Source organism: Fluviicola taffensis DSM 16823 (assembly GCF_000194605.1).
Classification (GTDB): Bacteria; Bacteroidota; Bacteroidia; order Flavobacteriales_D; family Crocinitomicaceae; genus Fluviicola; species Fluviicola taffensis.
The window spans coordinates 1,045,488-1,063,681 of the sequence record NC_015321.1 but is presented as its reverse complement, the minus strand read 5'-3'; the positions used below and the strand labels follow the sequence as shown (position 1 = coordinate 1,063,681).

The following is an 18,194-nucleotide window of genomic DNA, read 5'->3' as shown; positions in this document are numbered from 1 at the left end:
TTAAATTTTATCTCTGATTTCTTTTTTACTCTGCTTTCAACACTTTCTTATAATTTTCTAATGTACGCTCTCTTGCCCATTTGTGTTCTACTATTGGTTGCGGATAATCTGATGTGCCAAATTCAGGAACCCATTTCTTGATGTATTCAAATTGCGGATCAAAGCGTTCTTGTTGAGTTGTTGGATTGAAAATTCGGAAATAGGGGGCTGCATCTACACCACATCCAGCTGCCCATTGCCATCCACCAACATTACTTGCTAATTCAAAATCCAATAACTTTTCGGCAAAGTAGCGTTCTCCCAATTTCCAATCATGAAATAGGTGTTTGCAAAAGAAACTAGCAACGACCATGCGTACGCGGTTGTGCATGTGTCCTGTTTCGTTCAATTCTCTCATACCTGCATCAACCAAAGGATAACCCGTTTTTCCATCACACCAAGCTTGAAACAACTTTTCATCAAATTCCCATTCAATGCGACCATATTCTTTGCGAAATGTTTCTTCAATTGTTCTTGGATAGAAAAACAAAATCATCTGATAAAAATCCCTCCAGATTAATTCATTGAAGTATTTTTCATTGGTTTTAAGAGCCTGTTTTGCTAATTCTCTGATAGAAATGGTTCCGAAACGCAAATGAATACTTAATCGTGTTGTTCCGTTAATTGCAGGAAAATCTCTAGTATTTTCATACGATTGAATAATCGTTTGGGGTATTTCAGCTGAAGGGAAATGTTGAGTTTGAATCTCTGAAAAACCAAGTTCTGAAAGAGTTGGCAATTCAACGTGATTGTTTGGGTTTAAATTGTGGATATATTTTTCTACAGGATATGGCTGAAGGTAAAAATCGTTCAGCTGTTCTTTCCATCGTTTCATGTAGGGTGTGAAAACGTGATAGGGATTTCCATCTGATTTTACAATTTCTTCTTTTTCAAAAATAACATGGTCTTTTGATCCTGAAAATTGGCAACCAATTTTTGTGAGGGCATCGTAAACGCTTTTATCTCTTTTCAAGGCATTTGGTTCATAATCTCTGTTGCAAAAAACGTGTTTTATTTCATGCTTTTGAACCAGTTGGGGAATTATTTCAGTAGGATTTCCATGAAAAATCCAAAGTGATGCGCCTAATTTTTGATATGCTTGTTGTAAATTTTGGATTGTCTGATGAATGAACAAAACACGTTGATCATTTTTGGATAAATGTGCTAAAATTTGAGAGTCAAAAATAAAGATAGCTTGTACTTTTAGTCCAGATTTCAAGGCTTTGTACAAGCCTGCATTATCCGAAATGCGTAAATCTCTTCGATGCCAAAATAGAGCCAATTGTTCCATGAAAGATGAGAATAAACTAACTCAACAAATGAGGGGAAGAAAAGTTCATTGGATTTTTGAAAGTTCAATTTTGAGTTTTAACATTTAAACAAACTTGAACCTTTTGAACTTTTCCTAATACCACGAATGGATAATTCCCATTACAGCAACAAAAACGCCTAGAATAGTTCCGATGAGTGTCATGCGTGTTCGTTTTCTCAAGTAAACCAAGGAACAGAATAAAACGGAGAAAACTCCAATAATGATGCTTAGTGTACTCATGAAGAAGAGTTGAGCTTCATATTTTTGAGTGAGCGTAAAAGTAAACTCGTTGACCCGAATTTCACTACTGCTCATTAAATCTGTCAAAAAAGGGATAACCGCAAATTGATTGTAGCAAACCAAAAGTAGACCAATGATACTGATAACGAAGCCAATTGCTGATAGAGCTCTCATAATTTTTAATGTCGAACAAAAATAAGAAGAAAAAACGAAGTTTTTGAAGACCAAATCATGACAAACGTTAGTGCGAAAATGATTTGGGATAGCTCATCGCTTTTGATATCAGCAAACGTTAGTGCTGCCATTTTTGTTTAATTAAATATTAATCTCTGTTTAAATTTTTTAGTTTCCATCATATTCCACACCATTTTTTGGTGTTTCCCATAACCGGACTTTTAATTTTAATTCTGAAGGCAGGTGTTGGCGCAAGATATTCCAGCAAACCAAAGCAATGTTTTCGGCAGATGGAATGAGGTTTTTGAATTCTGGACAGTCTAAATTCAAATTTCGGTGATCAAAACGCTCTAAAATTTCCAGTTTGATAATTTCAGATAATTTTTTCATGTCCATCACATAACCCGTTTCAGGATTGATTGGACCATCTAATTCAACTTCCAACTTGTAGTTGTGACCATGAAAGTTGGGGTTGTTGCACTTGCCAAAGATGCGATTATTGGTTTCATCATCCCAGTTAGGATTAAAAAGCCGATGTGCTGCGTTGAATTGTTCTACCCGAAATATTTTCATGAAAAGAGTTTTTCTTCGAACTGTTGTTTGTAATCAGAGACTAAAATTTGAAGCCAAGCGGTATATCGTTCTGGAAATTGATTCAAATCTTCGACCAAATCATTCCAAGAAATCCATTTGTAATCCATGACTTCTTCCGGATTTGGATAAATAGGTCCGTTATATGATCCAAAAAGAACGTAATCCAATTCATGTTCAACCAAACCTCGATCGAGTTGAGTTTTGTAAATGAAATGAAAGGATGGATTCACGGCGCAATCAATTCCCATTTCTTCTTTTAGTCTTCGATTTCCTGCATCTTCCAATGATTCGTCTGCTCGAGGATGTGAACAACAGGTGTTTGTCCATAATCCGCTTGAATGGTATTTATTCAAACTGCGTTGTTGCAATAAAATTTTACCTTCATGATGAATAAAAACGGAAAATGCTCGGTGAAGAACTCCCTTTTCATGCGCTTCCATTTTTTCCATGTAGCCCACTACTTCGTCTTGTTCGTTTACTAAAATGACTGTTTCCACTATTACAACATGTTCAAGTTATGGCGAAGATAAGAAGTAAAAAGCAAACGAACCTTTTTATTGTTGGGAATTCGGATGCGTTCTCCTAGAATGATTTCTGCCTCTGTTTTTCGGATTTTATGAAATAACTTAATGTAATATCGATAGGCAATATACACTCCAAATCGCGTGTCTTTGGGAAGTTTTTTGATTCCTTCGTAACCTGCTTGAAAGTCTAATTCGATTTCTTGTTCGATTTTTTTCTTCATGTTGCAATCAAATAAATCAAAATTCATCTCTGGAAAATAGGTTCTTCCCAGTTGATAGTAATCGGCATGAAGGTCTCTGAGGAAATTTATTTTTTGAAAGGCTGATCCTAATTTCATAGCCGAGTCTTTCAGTTGATTATAGGTTTCAGTATTTCCTCGAACAAAAACCTTTAAACACATCAATCCCACCACTTCTGCAGATCCCAATATATATTGCTCGTAAACTGTTTGTTCGTAAGTCGTTGTTTGTAGATCCATTTCCATCGATTGCAAGAAAACTTCAATCAATTCTGGATCTATTTGGTATTTGTTGACGGTCCATTGAAAGCTATTCAAAATGGGATTTAATGAAATTCCACGTTCGATTGCTTTGTATGTTTCGGCTTTAAATTCAGCGAGTAAATCTTCCTTGTTGTATTCATGGAAACTATCAACGATTTCATCTGCAAAGCGCACAAAACCATATATCGCATGAATAGGGGCTTGTAAGTCCTTACTGAGACATTGAACCCCCATTGAAAATGAGGTGCTATACCTCTTAGTGGTCATAGCACTCATATCTAAGGAAAGTGAGTCGAATAATTGTTTCATAGGATAGATTTAGTGCTGTTTATCAATGGATTTCAAGAGGTGTTTAGCCACTACTTCACCAGAAATAATGGAAGGAGGAATACCTGGGCCAGGCACTGTCAATTGACCTGTGTAAAACAAGTTTGACAACTGTTTGTTCTTAATTCGTGGTTTAAGCAAAGCGGTTTGTTTTAAGGTGTTTGCTAATCCGTAAGCATTTCCTTTAAAAGCGTTGTAGTCGTTCATAAAGTCGGCGATGCAATAGCTTCTTTTATAAACGATGTTTGGTTGGATGTCGACGCCTATTTTTTCTTGCAAACGATTCACTAACAGTTGAAAATAATGCTCTCGAGTTTCTTCATTATCAACCAAATTTGGAGCAATCGGAATCAATAGGAATAAGTTTTCACCTCCTTGTGGGGCAACTGATGGATCTGTTTTTGAAGGGCAGCTCACGTAAAAAAGGGGCTTGCTGGGCCATTTTGGATCTTTGTAAATTTCATGTGCATGTTTTTCAAAATTTTCATCGAAAAACAAATTATGATGTTGTAATTTGGGAACTTTGCAATCAAGGCCAATGTAAAATAACAGACAAGAAGGCGCCATTGTACGTTTTTCCCAATAATCGGAAGTATAGTTAGCTTTATTTTTTAGTAATTGTTCTGTGTGTTGATAATCTGCTCCCGAAATCACATAATCACAAGCGATTTCACCGTTTGAAGTCGTAATTGATTGTACTTTGCCATTGGAGGTGTTAAATCCTAGAACCCGATTGTTGAGTGAAAATGTAACTCCTTGCTCTTTTGCTATTTTTTCAAACGCTTTTACAAATTCAAACATTCCACCCATTGGATACCACGTTCCTAGTTTTATATCTGCATAATTCATTAACGAATAGAGAGCGGGAGTATCTTTTGGTGTTGCTCCTAAGAATAAAATAGGAAACTCCAAGAGGGAAATAATCTTCGGATTCTTAAAGTATTTTCGAATAAAGGAAGCATAAGAAGTGAACAAATGCATTTTGAAAAGTCCTGCAAAAATTCGTGTGTCTGCAAATTCAGTCAATTTCAAACTTGGTTTGTATACCAAATCTTTCATTCCAATTTGATACTTTTTTTCTGCATCAGCTAGAAACTCACGCAACTTTACGCTACTCCCAATTTCTAACGTTTCGAAATATTCTTCTAATTCTTTGATTGATGCTGGAATAGAATCCATGTCTTTTTCGCCCCAAATAACTTGATAGGAAGGATCTAGTCGAATGAGTTTATAGAAGTCAGAGGTTGTATAGCCAAATTGTTGGTAGAAATTCTCAAAAATGTCAGGCATCCAATACCAGCTTGGACCCATGTCGAACGTAAATCCGTTTTCAGTTTTAAATTGTCGGGCTCTTCCGCCGATACTTTCATTTTGCTCAATAATGATTACTTCATGCCCTTCCTTGGCAAGAAAAGATGCGCAAGAAAGACTTGATATTCCTGATCCGATTACGACTATTTTTTTTGAAGACATTTAGTAGTTTGCTATTGTTGTTTGTTCGAGAACAGCGCTTAATTTTTTTCTAGCAATGAATATACGACTTTTAATGGTTCCAATCGGAACATTCATTTTTTCGGCAATTTCTTGGTATTTGTAACCTGCATGATGTAATTCAAATGGAAGTTTAAATTCTTCTGATAGTGCACCGATGTGCTTTTCTAATTCTAGTTTCAGGATATGATTGTAAGGATGGTAGGAAGAGCTAGCTGGTATGTTTGAGTACGCAACCTCAAAATTTGAATCAAAAATGCTTCCTGTTTTGGATTTCCGTCTGTATTGATTGATAAATGTGTTTTTCATGATTGTAAAAACCCATGCCTTGAAATTACTTTGAGGAGTATAACTTTCTCTGTAAGTAATTGCTTTCAAGATTGTTTCTTGAGTTAAATCCTTCGCGTCTTCCTCGTTTTTTGTATATGTCATGGCGAAAGCACGTAAGTAATTTTCTAGTTGAATAAGCGCATTATTGAATTCAAGAGTAGACATCTTTCTTTGTTTTGTTTAACAAATATACGAAAAGATTAAACAAAATAATTTTCCGCATTATTTTTTAGTAAATTAAATGGGTATTCTTTTGAAGATTAAAGAAGTACTTCTAGATCAGAAGGCATTTCTATTCTTTTGACAGTTTTAGGAAGTAGCTTTTCGATTTGATCAATTTGATACCCACCGGCATACAAGTTGATTCCCTGAGTGTCTTTTTGAATGTTATGGAAGTAATCTAAAATTTCTTGTGGATCAACAGCCGTTAGCCAGCTTGAAATAATAGTTGTTGGATGAAGAACTTGAATTGTTTTTAACAAGGAGTCGTAAGGAAGAGCTTGACCTAAGTATATGCTGTTGGTTCCTTGAAATCTCAATTGATAATGATAAATGAGCAGACTGATTTCGTGCCATTCGTGTTCTGGTAAATGAAGAAGAACGACTGGTTTTTTTTGATCTGGAATCGGTAATGAATCGATGGCTGCTATTATTTTCTGTCGGATGAGGTTTGAAATAAAATGCTCTTGGGCAGGGTTGATTGTCCCAACTAACCACATGACACCAATTCGCCTCAGAAAAGGAATGATTGAATCTGAAAACACCTCTGTTAGGGGTGATTTTTGAATCAATTCCTGAAAAGTCTTCTGAAAAAGATGTTCGTCTAATTTGACAACAGCGACTATAAATTGCTCAATCGATGAGTTTACAATATCTTGACTTTGAACTTGTTTGGATGTCTGAATAATCAGACTCGAATTCATTTGTGCAATTCGAGAGATTTTGTATCCATTTTTGTTTAGCAACGAAACATTCAATAGCAGTATTAAATCGTCATCTGAATAAGTTCGTATCTGGGTTACGGTCCTTTGTGGCGCTAATATACCATACCGTTTTTCCCACATCCGAATGGTATGTGCTTTAATTCCAGTAAGAATCTCAAGGTCTTTGATTTTGTAACCTGCCATAATCGTTATATAACAATCAACAAATGAATTGGTTCAGAAATAAATAAATATTTTTGATTGAAGAAATGAAACCGTTAATTTGGGGTTCAAAATTGATAAAAAAACTATATTTGTCCTAATTACTTTTCTCACTAGAATAGTAAAAAATGGAATATAATTATTAGGTATGAAAAAAACTTCTCTATTTCTATTGCTCATGGCATTGTCTTTAGTGGCGGTGCGCTGTGGTGATTCTGATCAAGACAAAGAGTTAACAGATGAGGAATTGTATGAATTTCAAGGGTTTTCAATGAAACCTTATGACGTCCCAATTATGATTATGCTACCAGATGAAACTGCAAATATTGGTGCATCTACACAGCCAGAAATTATTCATGTGGAAGATGATTTCAAATGGGAATTAATGGTTGGGCCAAATTTCCATATGATTATTGATGATTGGGGTTCTGATCGCGAAATGGTAAGCTTTGAGAAAAAAAGACTGTCAGGCTTGAATTTCTACAAAATTAACTATCTTGTTGATGAGCCTGATTTCATTATGTATGAGCGTGAATTAAAAGTAGACGGAAAAAAAGGCGCTCCAAGTTCTGTTGGGGTTGAGCATAAAACCTATCATGTTTATGGACAAAAAGTAATTGATGACATTACATATGTCTTCAGAAGCAGGGATGATGGATTTGAAAAAATAATTATTGACCTGATGGCGAAATCGATTAAATCGGTGAAACCATTGAAAGGAAATTCATAAATGAAGGGAAGTGAGAGCTTCCCTTTTTTGTTTTTACATTAAAAAATAGATGAGGATTTACTTCTTGTAAAATGTAGCCTCAACTCGTCGATTTGCTTGCCTGTGAATTTCCGTATCATCTTCAAATAGTGGCTTTTTGTTTCCAAATCCAATTGCATTAATTCTACTACTGGAAATACTTCCTTCCATAATGAGAATTTGTTTGATTCGCTCTGCGCGCATTCCTGAAAGGTTTTTACTGTCTGTTCCGCAACAAACATGTCCAGCAAGGGTAATGAAAAGTGTTTTGTCTGCTTGAAGGGTTTCTATTAAGAAGTGAATATCGTTGTAGGAACTAGGAAGCATAGCATCTAGTCCATAAGCAAATTGAATTTCTAGTTTTATGGGTACTCCGAGTTCAAATGTTCTTCCTTTTCCCGTTGCTTTTTTCGTTGAATTGGCAGATGATATTAAAAGGTCTACCCTTCTTTTTTCAGCATCTGATTTTTGAGAAAGATCTTCACCAACAACAACTTCTGTTTGAATAGAAAATTGACCTGGATAAGATTTGTTGAGGAATCTTTTTACAGCTTCCAAGCGTGCTTCGGCTAATTTGATATTGTATTCTTTGGAACCAGTTGAATCGGTGTAGGACCGAATAACGATAGATTGATTTTTAAGGCTTGAAAGGATTGTCCTCGTTTCTGAGTTGCGGTTATTTTCAAAATTGATTTGATGACTATTCAATTTAAAATAGAAGGACAATGAGTCACTAGTTGCCTTCACTTGTGAAAATGACAAAATAGGTGTGAGGATGAAAAGTGAATATAAGAGTCCTTTCATAAGTATTGTCCTGAATAATGCAATCAGAAATGATTCGTTACAAAAAGGAAAAACAAGTAGCTACGCGATGAGTGTATACCTACTTGTTTTTCATGACCATTCGAATCGTCTGTCGCGTTCGTTGTTCTAGAAGAATGTCTTTATCAATCGTTACTCGGTTGATTGTTGCTTGATCGTAATGACGGATTGTAACCAATTCCAGGCCCTCGTTGTAGCGGGCAGAATATTGATCTTTAAATTTTTCGACCAGTTTCATTGGTTCTGTTTTCGAGCGATCAAACAAGATGGAGAAACTCAATGCTGAATTCTGCATCAAATTAATCTTTACGCCATAAAAGGCCAATTGTTGGAAAATATCGCCTAAATTTTCTTCAACAATGAAGGAGAAATCTTTCGGAGTGAAAGACATCAATACTTGATCCATTTTGAAAATGAAAGAAGGTACCAAATGATCAAATTCCAAAGATTCTTGAATCACCGTTCCTTCCGCATTCGGATTGATAAACGATTTTACGTACAAAGGAATTCCTTTGTTTTGAAGAGGTTTAATTGTTTTTGGGTGAATAACACTCGCCCCGTAATACGAAAGTTCAATGGCTTCTTTGAAGGATATTTTCTCCAATTTAATGGTGTCGTCAAACCATTTTGGATCCGCATTCAACATGCCTGGAACATCTTTCCAGATAGTAACTCCATTCGCATTGGTGCAATAAGCCAAAATCCCAGCCGTAAAGTCAGAGCCTTCTCGACCAAGAGTGGTTGTAAATCCTTCCGACGTATGACCAATAAAACCTTGTGTAATCGCAATGCGTTTTTCTTTGAATAATGGTAGTAATCGTTCATTTACCAACTCTTGGGTTTTTGCCCAGTCAACTTCACCTTCTCGGTATTCGTGATCAGTGCGAATGATTTTTCTGCAGTCAACCCAAATTGTCGAATGTCCCTCTTCTTTCATGAAAGCTTCTAGAATCATGCTTGATAAGACTTCACCAAGAGAAACTATTTGATCATATTCAAAATTGTAGTTGTCGGATATTGGAAGTTGGAAACGGTTTTTTAAGGTTTCAAACAGCTCATCCATTTGCTGATGAATGAAATAATGCTTTTCAGGAAACAATTCTGCAACAATTAATTGATGAAATTGATAGCGATCTTCTACTAATTCTAGGTAACGTTTTTCATCCTTTTTCCGCAGAGAGTCAACAATCTCTTCCATTGCATTCGTTGTTTTGCCCATTGCGGATACAACAACAATCAAATTTCCTTTCGGGAAAAGAGATAGAATGTGAGATACATTTCTAACAGCATTAGCATCTTTCACAGAAGCCCCACCAAATTTGAAAACGTTCATCTGAAAATTATTTTTTTGCAAAAATAACTCAAAAATGATTCCGTCAATTTATTAGAAATGAATTATCACATATTTTTAGATATAAAACGAATTGTGTAAAATTATTTTATTTTAGTTGGCAAGTGTGATTAATTGAGATTAAGTATTCCTCGAAAGTTGATATCACAAAAAAGCTCCATCCGATAGATATCGGATGGAGCTTTTTATAGGCTATAAATGAAATTCTTATTCTTTTGAAGCTTCAGCTTTCAAGACTAAATTCAATTCAAAATCAATGCCTGGTTTTACGTATTGATTTGGTTTTTCTTTCTCCATTTCAGGATTTGGTTTGAAACCTACAACATCCATTGAAGAGAAATCAATTGTGAATTTTCCTTTTGCAGTCAATTCTTTATCTGTTTTCTTAACTGTAACTGGCATTTTTGCAGGAACTTCCTTACCAGCGACGTTTAATGTAGCATCGATTTCTGTATCAGAAATGCTGTTTATTTTCACAGTTACATTTGGAAATTGAGCAATGTTGAAAAAATCTGGAGCACCTAAATGACCGATTAATTTGTCAGAACCAGTTTCAGGAGTCAATTCACTTTCAATTGTTTTCATATCAACAGTAAAGCTTCCTGCTTCGAAAGTTTCACCTTTGTAGTTAACTGATCCCTCAGAAATTTTCACGGTTCCATTGTGCGAATGAGAATCATCTGCATAGTTACCTTTCCATTTTAACGTCGTTGCAGTTGCGTCTAATTGGTAAGTTACTGCTGTGTCTTCTGAAGCTTCAGTAGATCCTCCGCAAGCAGTCATTCCTAGTGCAACAAATGCCAATGATGCTGTGTAAAATAATGTCTTTTTCATCGTGATTTAAATTAATGTTTGACAAATATACATCTTTTTATTTACCATGGTAATAAATTCTTAAAAAGATAACTAGTTGTTCATTTCTTCGTTAATAGCTTCTCAAATTAATAAAAAAGGTTGTGACTAAAAAGTGTAATTTTGGTTTGATGAGTAAAAGAATCGAAAAAACAGGAAAAAAGGGGCTTCGAACTAGTTACATTTCTACCGTAATTGGCATTTCGTTGGTTTTGTTTATGATCGGATTGGTTTTAGCGGGAGTGATTGGTTTAGACTCTTTGCAAAAGCAAGCAAGAGAAAATTTGCACGGCGATTTATTCTTTAAATCGGAATACAACGCTGCAGATATTAAGCAAGTAGAACAGGAATTGAAATCGTGGGATTGTTTCAAAGAGGTGGTTTTTGTTTCTCCCGAACGCGCTATTGAAGAGTTTAAAGGTGCAGATCAAAATTCGGATGAAATCTTGGCGATTTTTGAGGGAGAAAACCCGCTTCCTCCAACAATTAACTTCAGACCTGTAAGTTCTTACGTGACCAAAAAGGGAATGAAAGAAATTGAAACACGTTTGAATACGAAGTTCGGAGATATGCTTGCCGAAGTCAATTATGACAAAGCAGCATTGGAAGAAGTGAATTTGGGTTTCAAACAATTTGCATTTTTAATTTTATTGGTGGCTTCACTTTTAATTGTAATCGCAGTTGCAATGATTAATAATACGATTCGCTTGTCGCTTTACTCCAAAAGATTCACTATTAAAACCATGCAATTGGTTGGTGCAAGGAGTGGATTTATTCGAAAACCATTTTTAAAACAAGCCATTTTTCAAGGACTCGTTTCAGGAATCATTGGAATGGCCTTTTTGATGACGGTCTTTTTTGCCTTGAATAATATATTGGATGTGGTCGAAATCAATTTGAAGTTGGTGGATATTCTATTGCTTTTTGCCTCCTTGTTAATTATTGGTTGTGTTTTAACCATTGTTTCAACTTGGTTTGCGCTAAACAAATATTTACGTGCAAAATTGGATGATTTATATTAATTTAGCCCCACATTCATTTATATCATGAACAATAAATTTGACTTTCCAATTAAAAAAGAGAACCTACGAATCATTTTCATTGGTTTAGCAATCAATCTTATTGGCTATCTTTTAATGATCGGCGGTGGAGCAGACAATCCAGCTGAGTTTCATGAAAAAGAATTGTTTTCGACAGTTCGAATCACGATATCTCCTATACTAATCATCGCTGGTTTTGTAATCATGATTTACGGAATCATGAAGAAAGCTAAAAATTCCAACTCTCAAGAATAATCCATGAATTGGTTTGAAGCAATTATATTGGCTCTCATTGAGGGCCTAACTGAGTTTTTGCCTGTTTCATCAACAGCGCATATGATTTTTGCAAGTTCCGTTGCAGAAATTCAGGACAGCGCATTTATTAAGATGTTTATGGTATCGATTCAGTTTGGGGCGATACTTGCAGTTGTGGTTTTGTATTGGAAAAAGTTCTTTAAAGAAACGACCATTCAGTTTTATTTGAAATTAGCCTTTGCAGTAGTTCCTGCATTGGTGTTAGGTTTGCTTTTTGATGATTTGATCGAAAGTGTTTTGGAGAAACCCGTTCCAATTGCTGTAACATTGATTTTAGGTGGCGTTGTTTTGATATTCATCGATCGATTTTTTCAGAATCCCAAAATATTAAAAGAAGAAGATATTACTTTTCGGAAAGCAATTACGATTGGATTTTGGCAATGTTTGGCAATGATGCCAGGGACTAGTAGATCGGCAGCTTCTATTATTGGAGGTATGCAGCAAGGGTTATCACGAAAAACTGCTGCTGAGTTCAGTTTCTTTTTGGCTGTTCCGACGATGTTTGCTGTAACTTGTTATTCAATTTTCTTAAAAGATTGGGAAGTTACGCCTACGGTTGAACAAAAAGGATATGAAATGATTTTTGCTTCCAATGAGTCTTTGTGGTTCTTCTTAATTGGAAATATTGTTGCCTTTATTGTTGCAATTTTGGCAATCAAATTCTTTGTTGGAATCCTTCAAAAATATGGCTTTAAGGTTTGGGGTTGGTATCGGATTATAGCAGGAAGTTTCATATTGCTTTATTTCTTGTTTTTAAAATGATTACAGAATTTTCTCAAGGAAGCACCATTTTGGTCGATAAGCCATTGAAATGGACTTCTTTCGATGCCGTAAATAAATTGCGTTGGCATTTGCGTCAAAAACTAGGCGTCAAAAAATTGAAAGTTGGTCATGCGGGAACTTTAGATCCGTTAGCAACAGGTTTATTGGTTATTTGTATTGGAAAACACACGAAGTTGATTGAAGGATTGACTTCTGATACGAAAACATACACCGGAACTTTCCTTTTGGGGAAAACAACTCCTTCCTATGATTTAGAAACCAAGTATAATTCTGAGAAAGAACCAACTGGAATTACTTCAGAGCAATTGGAAGAAGTGCGTTTGAGTTTTTTAGGAGTTCAACAACAAGTGCCGCCTTTATTTTCTGCTAAGCAAATTGATGGAAAACGTGCTTACGATTATGCAAGAGCTGGAATTGAAAAAGAATTGAAAGCGAATGCGATTGAAATCATGGATTTCCAGATAGATAGTACTCGTTTTCCAGAAATAGATTTTGAAATTTCCTGTTCAAAAGGAACTTATATTCGATCGATAGCACACGATTTTGGACAGAAATTGGAATGTGGAGCAACATTAATAGCATTGCGAAGAACCAGATCTGGAATTTATGACATCAAAGATTCCAAGAGTGTGGAAGAATGGATATCATTCATTGAAGAACAACCTTTGTAGTTACCTCGATTTTTTATACTTTTGCGCTCTTTTGATTTAAAGCGCTAAAAATACATCTTGTATGAATAAAATGAAGCTTTCTGAATTCAGTTTCGACCTTCCGGACGAACTGATTGCTGAGTACCCAAGTGAACACCGTGATGAAGCACGTTTAATGGTAATCCATCGTGAGACCGGAAAAATTGAGCATCGCTTGTTTAAAGATATTATCAATTACTTTGGAGAAGGTGATGTGATGATTATGAACAATACACGTGTTTTCCCTGCTCGTATGTACGGAAACAAAGAGAAAACGGGGGCTAAAATTGAAGTTTTCTTATTGAGAGAATTGAACCGTGAAAGCCTTTTGTGGGACGTATTGGTTGATCCTGCTCGTAAAATTAGAATTGGAAATAAATTGTATTTCGGTGACGATGACTCATTGGTGGCTGAGGTTATTGATAATACAACTTCTCGAGGAAGAACATTGCGCTTCTTGTTTGACGGACCTTACGAAGAATTCAAAGCAAAAATTACTGAGCTTGGAGAAACTCCGCTTCCGAAATACATCAAACGTGAAGTAGAAGAGACAGACGAGGAGAGATACCAAACAATCTATGCAAAAGAAGAAGGAGCTGTTGCAGCGCCAACTGCTGGTTTGCATTTCTCTCGTGAGTTGTTGAAGCGATTGGAGTTGAAAGGAATTAATTTTGCTGAAGTTACGTTGCATGTTGGTCTGGGAACTTTCCGTTCTGTGGAAGTAGAAGATTTGACAAAACATAAAATGGATTCTGAGCAGGTTATTATCACAGATAAGGCTGCAAGAATTGTGAATGAAGCTAAGAAAAATAAGAAACGTGTTTGCGCGATTGGGACAACTTCTATGCGTGCAGTTGAAACATCTGTTTCTACAGATAACATGTTGAAAGCATTTGATGGTTGGACAAATAAATTTATTTTCCCTCCATACGATTTCAGTATTGCGGATAGTTTGGTTACAAACTTCCATACACCGCTTTCAACTTTGTTGATGATGATTTCAGCTTTCTGTGGTCATGATTTGATGATGGAAGCTTATCATGAAGCAATTAAAGAAAAATATAAATTCTACTCGTACGGTGATGCGATGTTGATTTTGTAAGAAAAGAGATAGCATAAAAAAACCGAAGTGAAAGCTTCGGTTTTTTTGTTTGGGGTAGTCAATAAGTTCCAACTGATAGCATTACTAGTGTGCACGCAATTTCAGGGTGAATCTTGGCTGCTCTCAGTTTTTCAATAAATTCTGGATTTTCTGTTCCAGGGTTGAAGATAACCCGATTCGGTTTTAAAGCCAAAATCTTGTCAATATATCCTTCCTGATTTTGCGGACCTAAATACAAAGTAACAGTTTCAATGTCCCAATTTGGATTCCATTCCGTTTCGATTTCCACATCTAGTACTGTTCCAGCTCTTTGGCCAAAAGCTATAACGGGGTGTTTGTGACTTCTCAAAGCTCGAATAGCTCTGTTTGAATAGCGATCTTCTTTGGTTGTTGCTCCGATGACTAATGTTTGTTTCATGACGTTTGTCTCTATATTTGTTTCTTGAAGTTACGAATTATTTCATAAAAAAAGACACCCTAATTGAGTGTCTTTCTTGGAAGTTTAAATCGAAATTATTTTCCGTCTAATATTTGATAAAGCTCATTCAAATTTGGAGAGATAATCACTTCAATACGTCTGTTTTTTGCTTTGTCTTTTGCATCTACAGGATGATATTCGCCTCTTCCAGCTGCCATTAATTGCATTGGATTCATTTTGCTGTTTCCAATCATTATTTCCACAACTGCTGTTGAGCGAAGTACACTCAATTCCCAATTGGATTTTGGATGCGCTGTACTCGCTAGCTTATCTGTATCAGTATGACCTTCAACAATTATTTCTAAATCTTTCTCATTTTCCAAAACTTTAGCAAGATCGACAAGCGCTTTTTTTCCTTCAGCTTCTACAGTGGTGCTTCCAGACGCAAAGAGCAATTTAGCTTCTAAAGAGACATAAATTTTACCATTCTTTTCAACGACCGTCAATCCTTTGTTCTCAAAGCCTTTCAAAGCGGCAGATACACGTGTTTTTAATTGCTTCATGGCGTCATCCTTACGTTTGATCATTTCTTCCAATTCGGTTACGCGCTCTTCTCGTTCAATTAACAACTTTTCTTTAGCGATTAACTCGCTTTCTAATGTTTTTAGGGCATCTTCTTTTCGTTGAAGTTCTTGATTTTTCGAATCAATATCCGCTTGATAATTGGCAGATTCTTTCTGTCCCTTCATCCGCATTTGGTCGAGTTTTTGTTCGTAAACTTCGTTTTGAGAAACCATTAAGTCGTATTGTGTTTGAAGAAATCGCAAATTCGAACCTAATTCCAAGGTGTCTTTCTTTAAAGAAATGATGTCTTTTCGAAACTGGTCTACCATGACTTGTAAGTCTTTGGCTTTTCCTTCGTTTTCGATACTAGAAGCTTTGTATTTATTCAGTTCTTCACTGCATACTTTTTCTCTTTCAAGAAGTTCGTTGTATTTTTTCGCAGGTACGCAGGAAGTCATTGCAGCGATTAATACGATTATAGAAAGTTGTTTTTTCATTCAAAATTGCTTTATCTCTCAAATTTCGAAAGAAATAAAGCGAATAATTCAAGCTAATGAGATACTTATAAACAGTTCCTTCTGAATAGCTCAGTGATTTAATCAAAATCTGCGCAGGTAGAGGTGCTTTCTGAACGTTGTTTACACGGAGAAAAGGAAAGTGTTATTTCATGAGAATGAAAGGTGTTCGGTCGCATCTTCGATAGGACAAAATCATACGAATAGCCGAGCTTCCACTTTTCTTTGAATCGAAACCCAACCAGTGCAATCAACGCATCGGTATTTCTAAGTCCTAAACCAAAATTAAACTTGCGTCTGAATTCTACGATTGCATGCACTTGAAGTTCGATGGGTGTATTTTTAGTGTAAGCAAAGTAAATTCCGGGGTAAAAATCAATTTTAGGGTTGATGGTGTATTTGTATCCTCCAGTTAACATAGCGTGCATTTGTGACTTGGCATTCATTCCAATCACCTTCCATTTTTGCGGAATCAATTCATACATCGAGAATCCAATAAAATAATTCTTTCCATTCCACCAAGCGCCAAATGTTGCAGTTGGGAGAATTTGCGAACCACTTCCGTTGATTGTTGGATCAGGAGTTAATGGTTTGGCTTCATTAATATCAAAGGATAATTGCCGAGCTCCAACTGCCAATCCAAGAGATAATCTGTTTGTTAATGAAAAATTGAAATGTCCTGCATAGGACAATTGAGCACGCACATCTTGAAATGGTCCAATGTTATCCAAGTAAACCATTCCTCCAAGTCCGTGGCGCGCACTTAAAAATTTTCGTCTTTTGGATTGCAATGGTGCATGAACACTTAACCAACCACTGTAAGGAGCGCCGTCTACTTTGATCCATTGCCCTCGAATGGTAGATTGTACTTCCAAACACGTTTTTATACCTGTATAAGCTGGATTTAGTGCGTATTGATGGTGCATCCACTGCGACATGTGACTCACTTGCTGTGCTTGCGAACAGAAGGTGAACAATAAAAGTATGCAGAGAAGACTATTTTTCATCAGCGGATTACAGTAATGCTTCCTTTAAGGGGTTTTGTGTCGTTGTTTTGTCTTAAATCTAAGGAATAAAAGTAAACACCATCCGATACGGGTTTTCCTTTATTGGTTCCATCCCAAGCTCTTGTAATGCTGTAGCCAGAAATTTCAGCAATCTTTTGTCCCCAGCGATCATAGATAACTACTTGTGCATCTGGATAAAAACTAATTCCGTCGATAATCCATTTATCATTTGTTCCATCTCCATTGGGAGAAAAACTTCCAGGAATCTCTAAGTTGTTTGATACAAATATGGTTACTTCATCCATTATCGAGCAATTTGCATTGAGTGCCGTTAATGTATAAACAGTTGTTTCATCGGGTGTGGCAAAAGTGGTAATCGAATAGGGTGTATTCAGTGTCTGAGTCGGGCTCCAAATAAAATCTGTTCCATTTGAGTTGCCAATAAGTTGAGTGCTGGTTCCAGCTTGAATTGTTTGATCAGGACCTGCATCTACTGTTATTGGATCTACAGTAATGGGAGGGTAAGAAAAGGTTAATGTGTCTGGACAAATAGAAAAACAACTACAGACAACTGAAACGACATCACCATCTTGTAAATCGCTGGTTAACCACAAAGAAGTTTGTGTAACAGCTGTCAGAATTCCGTTTACAAACCATCGAAAATCACTGGTGTCGGTGCAATTCGCTAAATATGTTGTAAATGCTGTTGATGTTTGAGGACAAATAGGAATTGTTGGTCCTCCAATGGAGATTGCAGGTGCTGGTCTATCAAATCCACTTCCTGATCCATTTAAGTCAAAAGTTGCTTCTGCAGGTAAGATTGCCCCACCGTTTTTTGCGCCGTTAATGACCAGATAGTAAGTAGTGTTTGCAGGTAAAGCTAAAGCGGTTAGAGTGAATCCAACTGCCGATCCAGCTACGCAATTACTCACTACTGTATAAGTTGCAGCGTCACATTGAACAGCTGCTTGAACGATTGTTGCTTGTAATTCGGTTCCGCGAGTTGCTTGTATGTTGAAAAGTAGATTTGAAAAGTTAAAATTAACATCTCCTCCAGTAATGTTGGTGGTGAATTTGTACCAAACACTATTTGTACCTGAGAAACAAAACGTGAAATCATCTTCACAACTTGGACAAGCGGTTGCTGTTGCCCCAATATTAGATCCTGAAAAGGTTTGATTTGGACAGAGACTTGTTGCAGAATTACAGGCATCATTTGTCAACTGGGAAAATCCGGAAGAAATCCCTAAAAGTGAAGTTAACAATACTTTAACAGCCAAAAAACGCATGCTTGAAATTCATGTATATG

General features: G+C 36.1%; 21 protein-coding genes. 6 read left to right on the top strand and 15 right to left on the bottom strand.

All coding sequences use genetic code 11. The features are described 5' to 3' along the window. Positions 1-25: 25 nt before the first annotated feature. From FLUTA_RS04710 to FLUTA_RS04675, 8 genes are all read right to left on the bottom strand, one after another. Entirely contained in the window at positions 26-1,330 is a 1,305-nt protein-coding gene (locus FLUTA_RS04710; protein WP_013685713.1) for a cryptochrome/photolyase family protein, read from the bottom strand. A 114-nt stretch (positions 1,331-1,444) separates the two neighbouring features. After that, positions 1,445-1,765: a hypothetical protein gene (locus FLUTA_RS04705; RefSeq protein WP_013685712.1), complete on the bottom strand. Its 321-nt coding sequence runs from the start codon at positions 1,763-1,765 to the stop codon at positions 1,445-1,447. A 168-nt stretch (positions 1,766-1,933) separates the two neighbouring features. After that, on the bottom strand, positions 1,934-2,338 hold the full coding sequence (locus tag FLUTA_RS04700; protein WP_013685710.1) for a 6-pyruvoyl trahydropterin synthase family protein: 405 nt from the start codon (positions 2,336-2,338) through the stop codon (positions 1,934-1,936). Further along, the gene (gene idi, locus FLUTA_RS04695; RefSeq protein WP_013685709.1) at positions 2,335-2,856 is read right to left on the bottom strand and encodes an isopentenyl-diphosphate Delta-isomerase; all 522 of its coding nucleotides are present in this window, start codon (positions 2,854-2,856) and stop codon (positions 2,335-2,337) included. The genes FLUTA_RS04700 and idi overlap by 4 nt, the downstream gene beginning before the upstream one ends. Positions 2,857-2,858: 2 nt before the next feature. Further along, a complete protein-coding gene (locus FLUTA_RS04690) occupies positions 2,859-3,695 on the bottom strand; it encodes a phytoene/squalene synthase family protein (protein WP_013685708.1) in 837 nt (278 codons plus the stop codon). 9 nt (positions 3,696-3,704) lie between these two features. Beyond that, entirely contained in the window at positions 3,705-5,186 is a 1,482-nt protein-coding gene (locus FLUTA_RS04685) for a phytoene desaturase family protein (protein WP_013685707.1), read from the bottom strand. Then, positions 5,187-5,699 (bottom strand): RNA polymerase sigma factor, encoded by a 513-nt coding sequence (locus FLUTA_RS04680; protein ID WP_013685706.1) that lies wholly within the window; start codon positions 5,697-5,699, stop codon positions 5,187-5,189. It abuts the gene before it with no gap. Positions 5,700-5,794: 95 nt separating this feature from the next. Further along, positions 5,795-6,661 carry a MerR family transcriptional regulator gene (locus tag FLUTA_RS04675; RefSeq protein WP_013685705.1) on the bottom strand — a complete coding sequence of 289 codons (867 nt, stop codon included), beginning with the start codon at positions 6,659-6,661 and terminating at the stop codon, positions 5,795-5,797. Between the two features lie 166 nt (positions 6,662-6,827). On the opposite strand from FLUTA_RS04675, the gene FLUTA_RS04670 reads away from it, so the two are divergent. Next, positions 6,828-7,409, top strand: a complete 582-nt coding sequence (locus tag FLUTA_RS04670) for a hypothetical protein (protein WP_013685704.1) — start codon at positions 6,828-6,830, stop codon at positions 7,407-7,409. 57 nt (positions 7,410-7,466) lie between these two features. On the opposite strand, the gene FLUTA_RS04665 is transcribed toward FLUTA_RS04670, so the two are convergent. The 3 genes from FLUTA_RS04665 to FLUTA_RS20540 form a co-directional block, all read right to left on the bottom strand. Continuing rightward, positions 7,467-8,231 (bottom strand): OmpA family protein, encoded by a 765-nt coding sequence (locus tag FLUTA_RS04665; protein ID WP_013685703.1) that lies wholly within the window; start codon positions 8,229-8,231, stop codon positions 7,467-7,469. A 79-nt stretch (positions 8,232-8,310) separates the two neighbouring features. Continuing rightward, the gene (locus FLUTA_RS04660; protein WP_013685702.1) at positions 8,311-9,582 is read right to left on the bottom strand and encodes an aspartate kinase; all 1,272 of its coding nucleotides are present in this window, start codon (positions 9,580-9,582) and stop codon (positions 8,311-8,313) included. 225 nt (positions 9,583-9,807) lie between these two features. Beyond that, on the bottom strand, positions 9,808-10,434 hold the full coding sequence (locus FLUTA_RS20540; RefSeq protein ID WP_013685701.1) for a YceI family protein: 627 nt from the start codon (positions 10,432-10,434) through the stop codon (positions 9,808-9,810). 149 nt (positions 10,435-10,583) lie between these two features. On the opposite strand from FLUTA_RS20540, the gene FLUTA_RS04650 reads away from it, so the two are divergent. The 5 genes from FLUTA_RS04650 to queA all read left to right on the top strand — a co-directional run bounded on the left by FLUTA_RS04650 (position 10,584) and on the right by queA (position 14,381). Further along, positions 10,584-11,474 (top strand): cell division protein FtsX, encoded by an 891-nt coding sequence (locus FLUTA_RS04650; RefSeq protein WP_043023635.1) that lies wholly within the window; start codon positions 10,584-10,586, stop codon positions 11,472-11,474. 24 nt (positions 11,475-11,498) lie between these two features. Next, positions 11,499-11,747 carry a DUF3098 domain-containing protein gene (locus tag FLUTA_RS04645; protein WP_013685699.1) on the top strand — a complete coding sequence of 83 codons (249 nt, stop codon included), beginning with the start codon at positions 11,499-11,501 and terminating at the stop codon, positions 11,745-11,747. A gap of 3 nt (positions 11,748-11,750) precedes the next feature. Beyond that, on the top strand, positions 11,751-12,569 hold the full coding sequence (locus FLUTA_RS04640; protein ID WP_013685698.1) for an undecaprenyl-diphosphate phosphatase: 819 nt from the start codon (positions 11,751-11,753) through the stop codon (positions 12,567-12,569). Then, on the top strand, positions 12,566-13,261 hold the full coding sequence (truB, locus tag FLUTA_RS04635) for a tRNA pseudouridine(55) synthase TruB (RefSeq protein ID WP_013685697.1): 696 nt from the start codon (positions 12,566-12,568) through the stop codon (positions 13,259-13,261). The genes FLUTA_RS04640 and truB overlap by 4 nt, the downstream gene beginning before the upstream one ends. A 70-nt stretch (positions 13,262-13,331) precedes the next feature. Next, positions 13,332-14,381: a tRNA preQ1(34) S-adenosylmethionine ribosyltransferase-isomerase QueA gene (gene queA, locus FLUTA_RS04630; protein ID WP_043024081.1), complete on the top strand. Its 1,050-nt coding sequence runs from the start codon at positions 13,332-13,334 to the stop codon at positions 14,379-14,381. A 58-nt stretch (positions 14,382-14,439) separates the two neighbouring features. On the opposite strand, the gene FLUTA_RS04625 is transcribed toward queA, so the two are convergent. The 4 genes from FLUTA_RS04625 to FLUTA_RS04610 all read right to left on the bottom strand — a co-directional run bounded on the left by FLUTA_RS04625 (position 14,440) and on the right by FLUTA_RS04610 (position 18,174). Beyond that, positions 14,440-14,799, bottom strand: a complete 360-nt coding sequence (locus tag FLUTA_RS04625; RefSeq protein WP_013685695.1) for a CoA-binding protein — start codon at positions 14,797-14,799, stop codon at positions 14,440-14,442. 95 nt (positions 14,800-14,894) lie between these two features. Continuing rightward, entirely contained in the window at positions 14,895-15,860 is a 966-nt protein-coding gene (locus FLUTA_RS04620) for an OmpA/MotB family protein (protein ID WP_013685694.1), read from the bottom strand. A 98-nt stretch (positions 15,861-15,958) separates the two neighbouring features. Next, positions 15,959-16,885, bottom strand: coding sequence for a PorP/SprF family type IX secretion system membrane protein (locus FLUTA_RS04615; RefSeq protein WP_013685693.1), 927 nt, complete (start codon positions 16,883-16,885; stop codon positions 15,959-15,961). Further along, positions 16,885-18,174 (bottom strand): T9SS type B sorting domain-containing protein, encoded by a 1,290-nt coding sequence (locus FLUTA_RS04610; protein WP_013685692.1) that lies wholly within the window; start codon positions 18,172-18,174, stop codon positions 16,885-16,887. The genes FLUTA_RS04615 and FLUTA_RS04610 overlap by 1 nt, the downstream gene beginning before the upstream one ends. Positions 18,175-18,194 lie beyond the last annotated feature (20 nt).